Here is a 14,147-nt window from a genome sequence, read left to right as displayed (position 1 = left end):
CAGCCTCTTCATTACACTGTACGCCGATTTCGATGATTCTTTGGTCAGGTGAGTATCAGTTCAAAGTATTACGATTGCCCAGGTTTTCAGAATCAGTTCCTCCGTTCAAACCCATCTGTTGCAACTCTTTGACCTTGTCGGGGGAGATATAGAGATCACCCTCGCGTCCTTCAAGAGCACCATGACCATGCCAGGGGAGTAATTTGTAATCGGAGTGGTGAGTGTAATCCAGGAAGGGGTATTTAATGATCTGGAAGTAGGGTGAGTAATCAAAATCGCTGGGGGTGCACAATTTGGGGTTACGCTGAAACAGTTGCACTCCGTTTTCTCCATCCAGTTTCACTAATGGCAAAATAGGGAAATGGATAAAGCTGAAAGCTTCAGCAATCATGCTGGAGCAAACCGTTTTGGTTTCATCGCCCGGTGAGTGCTGGAACAAACTGGAACGCCAGCGTCTGGGCATAATAGAGTAGGGGAAAAAGAACCGGGCCAGATCCAGAACGTGTCTTACGTTGTAATCCAGCCCTAGACGACTGACTGCATAATGAATCACTTGCTGGCTATCTGAATAGTTCAGGCCATTGGGCCGGCAGATTCTAAGATGGTCTGATTCATAGCGACTCAGTGGATGAACAACGGTTCCGAATCCTAATTCACTTTCTATGATGAGCTGGTCATCTGGGGAGCCGTTGTAAGATTCTTTCACAGTCTGGCGGATTCGATCGTCTTCAATGTCATGAAGGCGACCAATATAAAGCATGGCGTGGGACCAGGGACTTTGGGTAATCTGCTTGATAACGTTACTGACTCTGGATTTTCCTTCCACCAGAACAACATCACAGGGTTTGAGTTCGTGGCGAATGCGTTCAAAATCACAAAGATGACGTTGGCTGTCTTCTGGCTCCTTCATGAGCCATTTGGTGAGTATGCCAGCGAGTGATTTGACGAGCTGCATGATTTTTCCCTGTTGATCTTCAGCTTTCTCAAACAGTTTTGAGCTTTGGATTCCGCCCACCACTGATTCTTTTTTGGCTATAGGCAATGTGAAGGTGCCGAAGCCAGAGAGGAAGGTACTTACAGAAAATGTCCTGGTTAACAGCCTTGAGCACTTTTCCATAAATAGTAGCATCGGCCATATCCCTGATAAGATGATCAGTGGCCTGTTATAAACTCTGCCCTTACACTGAATCCATTCGGTGTCAGGTAAAGATAAATCAAACGGCCTCCTTATTCAGACGATATAATGGCTGTATTGCACTAATGTTTCATTGCAGTACCAATTTTTCGCCAGAACAATGACAACAGGCAGAGGTTCAATACTATGAGTGATCAACCCGTTTCGCCCGGAAAGTTGGCTGAAAGCCTCAAGCCTCTCCATAAACAAAAGGGTTTGCCCCCGGTTCATTTATGGAACCCCGATTTCTGTGGGGATATCGATATGAAAATCTGCCGGGACGGCAGTTGGTTGTATATGGGGTCTCCCATTGCCAGAGAATCTATGGTGAAACTCTTTTCCACCATACTCAGACATGACGATGATGACTGTTTTTATCTGGTGACGCCTGTAGAGAAAGTTCGCATTCAGGTGGAAGACGCACCTTTTGTAGCCGTATCCGTTGAGCAGAAGGATGAAGGGCTGGTTTTCACTACGAATGTCGGTGATGAAGTGTCTTTGGATCATGAACACCCACTATGGGTCGATGAGGATCAGTCGACAGGAGAGCCATCCCCCTATATCAGGGTCAGGGCCCAGCTGGATGCTCTTGTTCACCGAAATGTTTTTTACCAGTTAATAGAAATGGCTGAAGAAAAATCGACAGATGAGGGTGTGGAACTCAGTATCAGCAGCTATGGTCAGTCATTTACTATAGGTACCCTTGGAGACCACTGATGGCAAAGTCCCTGTCAGTCATTATTGATACAGACCCCGGAATTGATGATGCCATCGCTCTATTGCTCGCCTGGGCAAGTCCTGAACTCAATGTTTTGGGTATCACAACCGTGGCTGGCAACGTTGAACTTGAGCAGAGCTATTTGAATGCTCATCGTTTGAGATGGCTGGCAGGCAGGCGAACCCCGATATATGCAGGCTGTCCAGAACCTATCCTGAAACCCTTGAAAGTGACTCATACCATTCATGGTCGTGATGGGCTTGGAATAAGCTGGCCAGAGATGGAAGCCCCGGAAAGTTCCACGCACAGTGTCGACTTTATTATTGAGCAGGCACTGAATCACAAAAACTCACCTGTTACTCTTTGCATGCTGGGGCCATTGACCAATCTTGCTATGGCCTTGATCTTGTGTCCGGAGATCAAGGAGGGAATAAAGCAGGTGGTGCTTATGGGAGGTGCTTTGGATAATAAAGGGAATACTTCTCCCGTAGCTGAATTTAATTTTTTCACGGACCCACATGCTGCCGCGAGGGTTTTTGACTCCGGGTTACCTATTGTGATGAGTCCGCTGGACGTAACCAGACAGACAGAGGTTGCCGAAACCTGGCTGAATGCAGTCCAAAGCCTGGACACACCGGTATGCAAAGCAGTTTATGAAATGTTGAGTGTCTATCGTTCAGGTACTGGAGGAGGGTTGCATGACCCTTGTATTGTTGCCTGGCTGATCTCGCCAGAGCTGTTTACTGCAAAACGTTGTGATGTGAAGGTGAAAGTCTGTGGTGACAGGGAAGGGCAATCAGTGCCTGAGTGGAAGGACGATGGTCAGGTTCTCAGTCTTATCAATGTGAACGCCGATGGATTCTTAACTTTGCTAAAAAACCGTATACAAGCACTTTAATCCTATGTAGTCAGAGCCAGTGGATTGGTCTTCGAATCTATTACACCTGTTCTGACGGTTTGTTTAGCTCATAAAAAAAGGAGCCCGTTCAGGCTCCTTCTTCATCTTTATAACATTACATATTCGGGTAGTTAGGCCCACCGGTACCTTCCGGCGCTACCCAGGTGATGTTCTGTGCAGGGTCTTTGATATCACAGGTCTTGCAGTGAACACAGTTCTGACTGTTGATCTGGAATTTCTGTTCGCCTGACGTCTCATCAGCAACAATTTCGTATACACCGGCCGGGCAGTAACGTTGAGCGGGCTCATCGTACTTGGGCAGGTTGTCTTTCAGAGGAATAGACGCATCGGCCAGTTTCAAGTGGCAGGGCTGGTCTTCTTCATGGTTGGTATTTGACAGGAATACGGAGCCAAGACGATCAAAGCTGAGTACACCATCCGGCTTTGGATAGTCAATTTTCTTACTCTGGGCCGCTGGCTTCAGTGTTGCGTAGTCGGGTGTTTTGTCATGTAGAGTAAACGGCAGTTTTCCACCAAAGATATTCTGGTCTACAAAAGCAAAACCGGCACCAATAAAGTTGCCCCATTTGTGCATGGCCGGGCCAAAGTTTCTCTGAGCCTGCAGTTCTTCACCCAACCAGGAGTTTTCAAATGCCTGGGCGTAAGCGGTGAGGTCTTCTCCTCCTTCAGAACCACCACTGATGGACTTGAACACTTCTTCAGCCGCCAGCATGCCAGACTTCATGGCTGTGTGTGAGCCTTTGATCTTGGCACCGTTCATGGTTCCCGCATCACAACCGATGAGCATACCACCAGCAAAGGTCATTTTAGGCAATGACTGTGGGCCACCCTTAGCCAGGGCACGAGCACCGTATGAAACACGCTTGCCGCCTTCAAGGTATTTCTTGATGGTTGGACTCTGCTTGTAGCGCTGGAATTCTTCAAAGGGGCTTACATGCGGGTTGGAATAGCTCAGGTCTGTAATCAGGCCCAGTACTACCTGATTATTTTCAATGTGGTAAAGGAAACCACCACCCGTAGAGCCGCTTTCTTTAAGAGGCCAGCCTGCGGTGTGAACAACCAGACCTTCAGAATGGTTTTCCGGAGCGATATCCCAGAGTTCCTTGATCCCAATTCCGTAATGCTGAGGATCTTTGCCTTCGTCCAGGTTAAATCGGCTGATCAGTTCTTTGCCCAGTTGGCCACGGCAACCTTCAGAAAAGAGTGTGTATTTGGCGTGCAGTTCCATACCTGGCATGTAACTGTCTTTCTTTTCGCCTTCAGCAGAGATGCCCATGTCGCCAGTGGCAATCCCTTTTACACTACCGTCTTCATTAAACAGCACTTCATTAGCTGCAAAACCTGGGAACACTTCTACCCCCAAGCTTTCAGCCTGTTCAGCGAGCCAGCGGCAAAGGTTACCCAAACTGATGATGTAGTTGCCTTCGTTATGCATGGTCTTAGGCACAAAAGCGCCAGGCACTTTAATGGCTTTTTCCTGAGAGTTCAGCCAGTAAATATCATCGGAGATGACCGGTGTATTGAGTGGCGCACCTTTCTCTTTCCAATCAGGAAAAAGTTCGTTGAGCGCGGTAGGTTCGAATACTGCACCGGAGAGAATGTGGGCTCCGACCTCAGAACCTTTTTCAACGACGCAGACAGAGAGTTCTTGACCTGCTTCCTGTGACAGCTGCATAAGACGACATGCGGCAGACAAACCGGATGGTCCAGCACCCACAATTACCACGTCAAATGGCATAGACTCGCGTTCCATGATGGATCCCCTCCCTCAGCCGGGTTATCGCATGGTGACTTTCATACAATGTTCTTTGTTGCTGGATCCATTAAGGCCATCGATATTCGATTATCGGGCGTTAGAATCAGCAGAATCTTCTGGCATGAAAATCAAACAGTTGTTTGAATTTTTTCTGCATTATACCGGCTCAGCCATAAATGGCCAGTTTTCAGTGTATTGAACCCTCTATTGCCTCTTGGCTATAGAAAGTAATACACAAAAAATGGCCTTGCTTATGTCCGGCTTTCAAGTCAAATAGCTTAATTTTTTGACCTGAGTCTGCAAAAAATCGGTTAGCTTCAACCGGAAAATTTACTCACTATCATATTACCGGAAGGCTCCATAATGGTTGGGTATTCTAATGAAAGGCGATGGTCTGACACATAGTTCGTTACGCCTATTTGGTAGCGAGCAATTGTGAACATAGGTTTGAACCCTTATTGACGTGCTGGTAGACTCCCCACACGCAGCGCTGTGAAACAATGATAACAATTGATGCTCCGCGCGATGTTTTCGGAGATTTCATGCCCTGCTTCACAACCAAGTATCCAGTCATAGTATAAATAAGGAAGGCTGCGAACCCATGAAAATACTTGTAGCAGTCAAGAGAGTCATCGACTATAACGTCAAGGTTCGTGTAAAGGCGGACCATAGTGATGTCGATCTGACAAACGTAAAAATGGCCATCAACCCTTTCTGTGAAATCGCTGTTGAAGAAGCGGTTCGACTGAAAGAAAAAGGTGTCGCCACTGAAATCGTTGCCGTTTCCCTCGGTACTAAAGAGAGTCAGGAGCAGATCCGCACCGCTCTGGCTCTGGGTGCTGACCGTGGCATTCTGGTTGAAACCGATGAAAAGCTCGGTTCCCTCTCTGTTGCCAAACTTCTGAAAGCCATTGTTGATGAAGAAAAGCCTGACCTGGTGATCCTGGGTAAGCAGGCCATCGACAGTGATAACAACCAGACCGGACAAATGCTTGCTGCACTGTCTGGCCTGTCTCAAGGTACTTTTGCTTCTGAACTGACCGTTGAAGATGGTAAAGCCAGTGTCACTCGTGAAGTAGACGGCGGTCTGCAAACAGTTTCCCTGTCTCTGCCAGCCATCGTGACTACCGACCTGCGCCTGAACGAGCCTCGCTATGCTTCCCTGCCTAACATCATGAAGGCCAAGCGTAAGCCTCTGGACACCAAAACACCTGCTGATCTGGGTGTAGAAGTTGCTTCCAGCCTGACCACCCTGAAAGTTGAGCCACCTGCAGAACGCAGTGCCGGCATCAAAGTGGGCAGCGTAGATGAGCTGATCGAAAAACTGAAAACTGAAGCGAAGGTAATCTAATGGCTATTCTCGTAGTTGCAGAACATGATAATGCAGCCCTGGGCGCAGCCACACTGAATACCGTAGCTGCAGCTCGTCAGATTGGCGACGACGTTCACCTGCTGGTTGTAGGCTCCGGTTGTGGTTCCGTAGCAGAAGCTTCTGCTGCTGTTGAAGGTGTCAGCAAGGTTCTGGTTGCAGACAACGCTGCCTATGGCCATCAACTGGCTGAAAACGTCAGTCTGCTGGTTGCGGAACTGGGTAAGGGCTACAGCCACATCCTGACTTCTGCCAGCACCAGCGGCAAAAACTACCTGCCTCGCGTAGCGGCTCTTCTGGATGTAGATCAGATCTCTGACATCATCCGTGTAGACAGTGCAGACACTTTTGCCCGTCCAATCTACGCCGGTAACGCTATTGCAACTGTGCAGAGCAGTGCTCCTGTTAAGGTCATCACTGTTCGTAGCACTGGTTTTGATCCTGTAGCGGCTACGGGTGGCAGTGCTGTAGTTGAACAGCTGGACAGCGCACACGACGCAGGTATTTCTTCTTTCGTCAGTGAAGAAATGGCTCAGTCTGATCGTCCGGAACTGGGTGGTGCCGAGATCGTAGTATCCGGTGGTCGCGGTATGGGTAACGGAGAAAACTTCGAAATCCTGTACAAGCTGGCTGACAAGCTGGGTGCCGCTGTAGGTGCTTCCCGTGCAGCGGTTGACGCTGGTTTTGTTCCTAACGATATGCAGGTTGGTCAGACCGGTAAAATCGTTGCTCCTAACCTGTACGTTGCTGTGGGTATATCCGGTGCAATTCAACACCTGGCGGGTATGAAGGACTCTAAAGTCATTGTTGCTATCAACAAAGACGAAGAAGCGCCTATCTTCCAGGTAGCCGACTATGGTCTGGTAGCCGATCTGTTTGAAGCGGTTCCTGAGCTGGAAGGCAAGCTCTGATATCAGAGTGTTGTAGGCTGCCAGCCAGTTAAAAAGGCTGGCAGCAGAATAAGGCTGGTCCGACCGCTGTCGTGACCAGGCTATTTTCTGAGAGTGCTCACATTGGAGTGGTTTGCCATCAGGGAAGTACAAGATGGATTAGGAAAATAATAACCATAAAGATGCAGGTTGGAGTTTGTCATGATTCGCGTACTGATTGCTGACGATCATGATCTGGTGAGAACGGGTCTATCCCGTATGCTTTCCGATATACAGGAACTGATCATCGTCGGTGAAGCCTGCAGTGGGGAAGAGGCTATTGAGAAGTGCCGTAGCTTACAGCCCCAAGTTGTCTTAATGGATGTCCGGATGCCAGGTATTGGTGGTCTGGAAGCTACCCGCAAGATCAGCCAGTCGTTTCCTGAGACTCAGGTGATTGCTGTCACGGTCTGTAATGATGAGTTGTATCCTACAAAACTGATGGAAGCAGGCGCTTCCGGTTACGTTACCAAAGGTATCAGTATTGATGAGATGGTCAGTGCCATCAAATCAGTGGCCGTTGGCAAGCGATATATCAGTCCGGACATTGCTCAACAGATGGCGCTTAAGTCCTTGCAACCCTCTTCAGGTTCCCCATTTGAAAAGCTGTCCAGCCGGGAAATGCAGATTACCCTGATGATTGTTAACTGTGAAAAGGTTCAGACCATTTCTGACAAGTTGTGCCTGAGCACGAAAACAGTCAACAGTTATCGCTATCGTATTTTTGAAAAGCTTCAGATCAACAGCGATGTTGAGTTGACTCACCTGGCCATTCGCCATGGGTTGATTGAAGCAGGACAGGATGTAGTGTCTGCCTGATTGCCAAAGGGTAGGGCAGAAGTAATGAAAGAGTAGGTCTGAGAGCTTGTTTGTCAGTATACTGTGCGAAATCAACCGACAGTATTCGTAATTCATGACAGGCTCAACGGCTCAGGGTGAAGATCAAGAGCGCTTCGACCACAAGGCTTTTCTGAAAAAGGCACCCATGCAACCCGGTGTCTATGACATGAGAGACAATCTGGGCAATACCCTGTACATAGGGAAGGCGAAGAATCTTAAAAATCGTCTGTCCAGTTATTTTCGTCCTACCGGTCTGACCACCAAAACCATGGCGCTGGTCAGCAAGATCCACAGTATAGAGGTCACCATCACCAACTCGGAGTTGGAGGCCTTGCTGCTGGAACAGAATCTGATCAAAGATCGCAAGCCGCCTTATAACATTCTCCTCAGAGACGATAAGTCTTATCCATTCATATACCTGTCTGTTGAGGATGACTACCCGCGTGTTGATTACCAAAGAGGCCGAAGCAAAAGTAAGAAAGGCCTGTTCTTTGGACCTTATCCCAGTGGTGGGGCGGTCAGGGAAAGTCTGAATCTATTGCAGAAAGTCTTTAAGGTTCGCCAGTGTGAGAACAGTTATTTCCGCAACAGAAGTCGGCCCTGTTTGCAGCATCAGATCCATCGCTGTAAAGCACCCTGTGTGAATCTGGTCAGTCAGGAAGAGTATCAGCAAGACGTACAGGATACCCGACAGTTTCTCGAAGGAAAAAGTCAGCAGCTGATCCGTCGTTTAATCAAACGAATGGAAAAAGAATCAGAAGCCCTCAGATTTGAGCAGGCAGCAGAGATTCGGGATCAGATCAGTCAGCTCAGGCACGTTCAGGAACAGCAGTCAGTGACTCGCAGCACCGGTGATGCCGATATCGTCGGATACAGTAAGCAGATGGGTAAGAGCTGTTTTGCTGTACTCTTTGTCCGAGACGGACAGTTATTGGGTCATAAAAGTTACTTCCCTAACTTCAAGCTGGATAATGAGTCGGAAGAAGACCTCTCGGAATTTCTCGCCCAGTTCTACATCAAACTGGCACAAAGCCGAAACTTTCCATCCGAAATTATCTTACCCATGGCGATTAAAGATGCGGAGTTGCTTGAGCAAGCCATCAGTCAGGTGTCGGGTAAAAGCATCAGGATCAAGAACAAGGTCAGGGGAGAGCGCCAGGACTGGGTGAAGCTGGCCGAAAAAAATGCTGTCATGAGTCTGCAAACCGAACTGGCCGGTAAAACCCATCAAAGAAAGCGGACTGAACAGCTGGGTAAACTACTCAAGCTGAAAGAACCTCTGAAACGTTTTGAGTGTTTTGATATCAGTCACACTATGGGTGAAGCGACAGTGGCCTCTTGTGTGGTATTCAATCAGGAAGGGCCTGATAAAAGCCAGTATCGAAGGTTCAATATTACCGGTATCCAACCTGGTGATGATTATGCCGCCATGAAAAAAGCACTGCATAAGCGCTATAAAGGTTTGGCAGAAAACCCTGAGCATACTCCGGATCTGATTTTGATCGACGGTGGCAAGGGTCAGCTGAGTATGGCGGAGGAAGTAATGTATGAGCTTTCGCTGCAACATATTCCTCTTTTAGGTGTGGCCAAGGGTGTGTCCAGAAAGCCTGGTTTGGAAACCTTGATTTATCAGGGTAAAGAGTTGCCGGCTTTGGAAAAGGATGGGGCGCTGTTGTTGATTCAGCACATACGTGATGAGGCGCATCGTTTTGCAATCACAGGACATCGACAAAAGCGCAATGCCGCCAGAAAGCGCTCAACACTGGAAGATATCCCGGGTGTGGGAGCCAAAAGACGCTCGGCATTGCTGAAGTTCTTCGGTGGTCGCCATGGTGTGATCAATGCACCAGTGGACGAACTGTCCAAAGTTGAAGGGATCAGTCAAAAACTGGCAGAACAGATCCATGCGCATTTACATGGCTCCTAGTGCTGCCAAGCGTGACTCCGTTCATCCTGAGCTTGTCGAAGGGTGCTGGTAATGAACTTCGACAGGCTCAGTGCGAACGGTATGAGGTATAGCGCATAGCTGTTCTAAAGCTCTGTAGGACTTATCATTTCAGGCAACTATATGTCGAGCTTCTCGATCAGCGTTTGTACTCTGTCTCTTGACTGTGTAACTTATGCGCCTGTAACTATTTTTCAATCGCAGCCCGTACCGATTTCCCTCGTTGCCTGAATGCTTTGAGTTATACGAGTGTTCAGGAACATAAACGTAACAGGCTGTTTCACACACGACTACACAGGGTTGGAGAGGGTTAAGCTTGAGTTCAGTCAATCATCTGCACACTCAGAGGCTTCTTCAACCCGTCATCATGGTTAATAATCTTTTGCTATGAATATTCCCAATATTCTGACATTGCTGCGCATTGTGCTGGTTCCTTTTCTCGTTCTGATTTTTTACCTGCCTATCGAGACTCGTTATACCATCTGTGCCGGTATTTTTGCTGTGGCTGCGGTCACAGACTGGTTTGACGGCTACCTGGCCCGACGTTGGAACCAGACAACCCCGTTTGGCGCGTTCTTCGATCCGGTAGCGGACAAAATTATGGTGGCGACGGCACTCTGCCTGCTGGTAGAAGAGTTCAGGGCGGTTTGGATGACCATTCCAGCCATGATCATAATTGGCCGTGAAATTGTGATTTCAGCCCTGCGTGAGTGGATGGCGGAATTAGGCAAACGTACCAGTGTCGCTGTAAACATGATTGGTAAGTTAAAAACAGCAGGGCAGATGATGGCGATCACTCTGTTGCTGTTTGCACCTGTACCTCTGGAATCCATAATTGGTTACGTTGGACTGGCACTGCTTTATGTTTCTTCCATCCTGACACTCTGGTCCATGTATGTGTACCTGCGTGCAGCATGGCCGGATCTGACGCCATTCTCTAAGGCTGAAAACTAATTCGTTGTCGTAATCTATTGACAGCAGACGAAATATTCTTAAACTACGCAGCATCTTCGACGGACACGAAGCCCAAGCGGTTCAAGCGATGACGAAGATGATGCGGGAATAGCTCAGCGGATATCTCATAACCTTGCCAAGGTTGGGGTCGCCTCAGAGTTAAAGAGTGAGTCTCGTTTCCTGATACGGACTTTGAAGAAGTCCTAAAACATCTTTATTGCGGGAATAGCTCAGTTGGTAGAGCACAACCTTGCCAAGGTTGGGGTCGCGAGTTCGAGTCTCGTTTCCCGCTCCAGTTTAAACACAGAGTAATCTGTGAGGTGTGAGAAGGTTGGGGTTGTCTTTTTATAGAAAAGGCGAGTCTTGTTTCCCACTCCAAAGAAGGCGAGTTAGCAAAGCGGTTATGCAGTGGACTGCAACTCCATTTAGACCGGTTCGACTCCGGTACTCGCCTCCAAATCCCGAAAAAGCAGGCTGCTTAGCCTGTTTTTTTACGGCTCGAGTAGGTAGACTATTCTTGTCGCCCGGGTGGTGAAATTGGTAGACACAGCAGACTTAAAATCTGCCGACTGAATAAGTCGTGCCGGTTCGATTCCGGCTCCGGGCACCATATAGAAAAGGTCATCGAATTTCGATGGCCTTTTTTTGTGTCTGTTCTCCACGTTTTCTCACTATACGCCAACTGCGACAAGGCGTTGCGCCCAACTCTTCCTATATAACCATTTCTTTTATTGATCATGCTTCATCTTGCTAAACTTCGCTTGTGCCATTTGTGCCACTGATTTTTGGCACTGGAAATGGCACAGAATTCATTCTGTTTTTGTCTGACAAAGAGATAGGTGGTGTTGTCATGGCGAAGTTTGAAAAGAGGAAATCTGGCTGGTTAGCCAGGGTCAGAAAAAAAGGCATAGATCAGGCCCGGACATTCGACACAAAAAAAGAAGCTGCAGAGTGGGCTTCCAGTCTTGAGCGAAAAATTGATGAATATGGAAAGAATGCAGATGAGGTAGCGCGTCATCGTTTGTCTCGAAAAACACTGAGAGAGACGTTTGTTCGATACGTTGATGAAGTCAGTCCCAGAAAGAAAGGCAGGGAAACCGCATTACGGGAGAATCAGCGGTTTCAGCAGATGGCGACCAGCCAGAACCATTCTCCTCTGCCTGATTTGATGGATAAACCGATTTCTTCCATCAAAAGCTTTCATATTGCAGAGTGGAAAATGACCCGGCTCAGTACGGTCAAAGAAAGCTCTGTGGCCAGGGAGAAGAACTTTCTGTGTAATGTGTTTACGATGGCTCGGGAGTGGGGGTATATCGAAGAGTCGCCTTTGTCTAGTGTGAAATTTTCTGACGATCGCTCAGCTTCAAGGGATCGCAGAGTTTCAGAAGAAGAAATCAAGCAAGTACTCTTTGCACTGGATCACTGGGAAGATCATAAGGTGCCTGAAACACCGGCTCAAACGGTGGCATTGTTATGGAAGCTGTGCATCGAAACGGCCATGAGGCAACAGGAAGTGAAATATCTGGTCGCCAGTGAAATTGATTTTGATAATCGAGTGATTAATCTTGCGGCGGAAAGAACCAAAGAGAAGAAGAAAAAGACTCTGGCACTGTCCAGTGAAGCAGTTCGGTTATTGAATTTAGGTAAAGCCGATGACGACTATTGGTTTGCTAGCTCAAAGCTAAACGTAAGCTCTATATTTAGCATTGCTGTGAGAAAAGCGCTGATCAACGATCTTGAATTTCGCGATTCCAGGCACGAAGCACTTACCCGATTATCTGAAAAGCTAACACCGTTTGAGCTGGCGAAGCAGGCTGGTCACACCGACATGAACAGAACACTGAAGTATTTTAGAAAAACAGCAAAGGACTTTTCCTGTAAATTAGCTTGAAAATCAACAGGTTCAGATTCGAAATTCATCTGATACTTTTCGTTTTCGACCTGATTTTTCAGGTTGCCTTTCTTCCATTTCAGATTGGGAGCAGTACTCCTGACTTACCCATTCACTAATTTCCGTATCGATCCAGCGTGGTTTGCTTTTCTGTTTTTTTCCATTGACCTCGATGAATGAAAATCTTGGCTCAGGAAAGTTTTCCTGTTTCACGATGACATTCCGTGTGTAGTTGACTGAGAGATCAAGGAAATCTGCGATTCGCTTGATGGACCAGAGCTGGTTTTCAGTGTTCATTATCAATTTGACCTATTGAATGAAGTTTTTGAGTTTGTCGTGTATAGGGGATTGGATTTGTGCTGGAGACGTTCCAGACATCCCGGGTGATTGATGTGCTTTTGTAGTCTTGCTCGCTAATCCACTGGGCTTCACGGGCTGCGTCAACAATACGGTTGTGCAAATCAATATAAGAGCTGACTCCCTGACGGAGCTGAATGATCTCATCAGGTGGTTTCATTAAGAACAGAGCAGGGTAGGTTTGTATGTTGAGTGTTGGATTAGGTTGTCTGTCGATACGGCTGTCAGGCAAATTAGGAATAAGTTTTCCGTCAGTAGAAAAGGAAATTAGCCTGAAGCCGTACCGTTGGCTTAATGCCATTAAAGTCTGAGCCTGTAGTTGGCAAAGTCTACATTTTCCCTGATAGTAAAATACAAGTCCGGCGACTTGCGCTATTTTCTGTAAGACCTGTTCTCTGGCGTGTTGCACCATGTCGTCATTTATTTTGGCGGCAGCAGGAGATATAGGACGCCGGACATTTTCATCCAGATATGGGTCGCTCTCTATAACCCGCTTGCCTGCATGGGCAAATCGCTCGGCTTTATCTTTCACTATTTTATTCAGATAAAGATAAGCACTAATGTTCTCTTTGCTTGGCTCGTCTATTGCCCTATCCAGATATTGCCCGATATTCCTTCTGATCCAGTTTGTAGAAGGTTCTTGCGATAATGTGCTTGTGATTTGTTGGGTTTCAGTTTGTTCTCCTGGCTCGGAAATAGATTTATACCAGAACCAACCTTCTGAGTGTCGGTAAAACCACTGCGGTTCTGCTGAAGCCATCGCTGACAGTAATCCGATGAATAGAACAAAAAATGGCATCAGATTTTCTTCTGCCAGTTTGCTGTCCACCATCCAAGGCATAGTGCTGTCAGCCAGGCTCCTGCAGGCATCAATAAAACCGGGACAGGCAGAGGAATAATAATCAGATACAAGAATAAACCGGGAATCCATTTTGACGCCCGTCGACTCCATAGATTTTGCAAAGGGCTGGTGTAGTGAAAATCGTGATAACGGATTTTCCGAATTAACAGACCATCAATTATGGCAGCAATAAACATCAAGCCCCAGAATGAGTCTCTTCCAATATGAAATGAGCCTGAAGAAGGGGCTGGTTTCTAACATGAAATGAGCCGACTTCAGCACTGTCGTTCATGATGAGGATATGAAAATCATCATGAACACCCATTTCATCAAAACCCTGGAGGATGTAAGAAGCCTCCTTTCACAAGCAGACTGTCTGGAGCCCGGCTGGGACTCCAAGGACGAATGTTACCGTTGGATTGAGCTAACCCTCAGCCACTTCAAATACCGTTCC

The 14,147-nt window shown here is 47.4% G+C and carries 13 protein-coding genes and 3 tRNA genes; 11 read left to right on the top strand and 5 right to left on the bottom strand.

From position 1 onward, the window contains the following. Positions 1–55: 55 nt before the first annotated feature. Positions 56–955, bottom strand: a complete 900-nt coding sequence (locus WG89_RS26615) for a YiiX/YebB-like N1pC/P60 family cysteine hydrolase (RefSeq protein WP_062270692.1) — start codon at positions 953–955, stop codon at positions 56–58. Between the two features lie 366 nt (positions 956–1,321). On the opposite strand from WG89_RS26615, the gene WG89_RS26610 reads away from it, so the two are divergent. Next, complete coding sequence (locus WG89_RS26610) at positions 1,322–1,891, top strand: DUF1285 domain-containing protein (RefSeq protein ID WP_062270685.1); 570 nt, start codon at positions 1,322–1,324, stop codon at positions 1,889–1,891. Then, entirely contained in the window at positions 1,891–2,790 is a 900-nt protein-coding gene (locus tag WG89_RS26605) for a nucleoside hydrolase (RefSeq protein WP_079254077.1), read from the top strand. The genes WG89_RS26610 and WG89_RS26605 overlap by 1 nt, the downstream gene beginning before the upstream one ends. 115 nt (positions 2,791–2,905) lie before the next feature. On the opposite strand, the gene WG89_RS26600 is transcribed toward WG89_RS26605, so the two are convergent. Then, positions 2,906–4,564, bottom strand: coding sequence for an electron transfer flavoprotein-ubiquinone oxidoreductase (locus WG89_RS26600; RefSeq protein WP_062270684.1), 1,659 nt, complete (start codon positions 4,562–4,564; stop codon positions 2,906–2,908). Positions 4,565–5,168: 604 nt separating this feature from the next. On the opposite strand from WG89_RS26600, the gene WG89_RS26590 reads away from it, so the two are divergent. The 9 genes from WG89_RS26590 (at position 5,169) to WG89_RS26550 (ending at position 12,495) form a co-directional block, all read left to right on the top strand. Then, positions 5,169–5,918, top strand: coding sequence for an electron transfer flavoprotein subunit beta/FixA family protein (locus WG89_RS26590; RefSeq protein ID WP_062270682.1), 750 nt, complete (start codon positions 5,169–5,171; stop codon positions 5,916–5,918). Further along, a complete protein-coding gene (locus WG89_RS26585) occupies positions 5,918–6,847 on the top strand; it encodes an electron transfer flavoprotein subunit alpha/FixB family protein (RefSeq protein ID WP_062270681.1) in 930 nt (309 codons plus the stop codon). The genes WG89_RS26590 and WG89_RS26585 overlap by 1 nt, the downstream gene beginning before the upstream one ends. Before the next feature lie 180 nt (positions 6,848–7,027). After that, complete coding sequence (gene uvrY / locus WG89_RS26580; protein ID WP_062270680.1) at positions 7,028–7,684, top strand: UvrY/SirA/GacA family response regulator transcription factor; 657 nt, start codon at positions 7,028–7,030, stop codon at positions 7,682–7,684. A 94-nt stretch (positions 7,685–7,778) separates the two neighbouring features. Continuing rightward, a complete protein-coding gene (gene uvrC / locus WG89_RS26575) occupies positions 7,779–9,632 on the top strand; it encodes an excinuclease ABC subunit UvrC (protein WP_062270679.1) in 1,854 nt (617 codons plus the stop codon). A 405-nt stretch (positions 9,633–10,037) separates the two neighbouring features. Then, positions 10,038–10,604, top strand: a complete 567-nt coding sequence (gene pgsA, locus WG89_RS26570) for a CDP-diacylglycerol--glycerol-3-phosphate 3-phosphatidyltransferase (protein WP_062270678.1) — start codon at positions 10,038–10,040, stop codon at positions 10,602–10,604. Positions 10,605–10,823: 219 nt separating this feature from the next. Beyond that, a tRNA-Gly gene (locus WG89_RS26565) sits at positions 10,824–10,899 on the top strand. A gap of 88 nt (positions 10,900–10,987) precedes the next feature. Further along, a tRNA-Cys gene (locus tag WG89_RS26560) sits at positions 10,988–11,061 on the top strand. 65 nt (positions 11,062–11,126) lie between these two features. Continuing rightward, positions 11,127–11,214 (top strand) — tRNA-Leu (locus WG89_RS26555). Positions 11,215–11,424: 210 nt separating this feature from the next. Further along, entirely contained in the window at positions 11,425–12,495 is a 1,071-nt protein-coding gene (locus WG89_RS26550; RefSeq protein ID WP_216638563.1) for a tyrosine-type recombinase/integrase, read from the top strand. A 12-nt stretch (positions 12,496–12,507) separates the two neighbouring features. Here the strand turns inward: WG89_RS26550 and WG89_RS26545 are convergent, their stop codons facing one another. The 3 genes from WG89_RS26545 to WG89_RS33075 all read right to left on the bottom strand — a co-directional run bounded on the left by WG89_RS26545 (position 12,508) and on the right by WG89_RS33075 (position 13,890). Then, on the bottom strand, positions 12,508–12,708 hold the full coding sequence (locus tag WG89_RS26545; RefSeq protein ID WP_153301848.1) for a hypothetical protein: 201 nt from the start codon (positions 12,706–12,708) through the stop codon (positions 12,508–12,510). A 73-nt stretch (positions 12,709–12,781) separates the two neighbouring features. After that, complete coding sequence (gene traF, locus WG89_RS26540) at positions 12,782–13,612, bottom strand: conjugal transfer protein TraF (protein WP_414630398.1); 831 nt, start codon at positions 13,610–13,612, stop codon at positions 12,782–12,784. A 38-nt stretch (positions 13,613–13,650) separates the two neighbouring features. Further along, positions 13,651–13,890, bottom strand: coding sequence for an IncC plasmid conjugative DNA transfer DtrJ family protein (locus tag WG89_RS33075; RefSeq protein WP_172806925.1), 240 nt, complete (start codon positions 13,888–13,890; stop codon positions 13,651–13,653). Positions 13,891–14,147: the final 257 nt, after the last annotated feature.

Origin of the sequence: Endozoicomonas arenosclerae (genome assembly GCF_001562015.1) — a bacterium.
Classification (GTDB): domain Bacteria; phylum Pseudomonadota; class Gammaproteobacteria; order Pseudomonadales; family Endozoicomonadaceae; genus Endozoicomonas_A; species Endozoicomonas_A arenosclerae.
The sequence above is the reverse complement of the archived record's forward strand: the minus strand, read 5'-3'. Positions and strand labels throughout refer to the sequence as shown.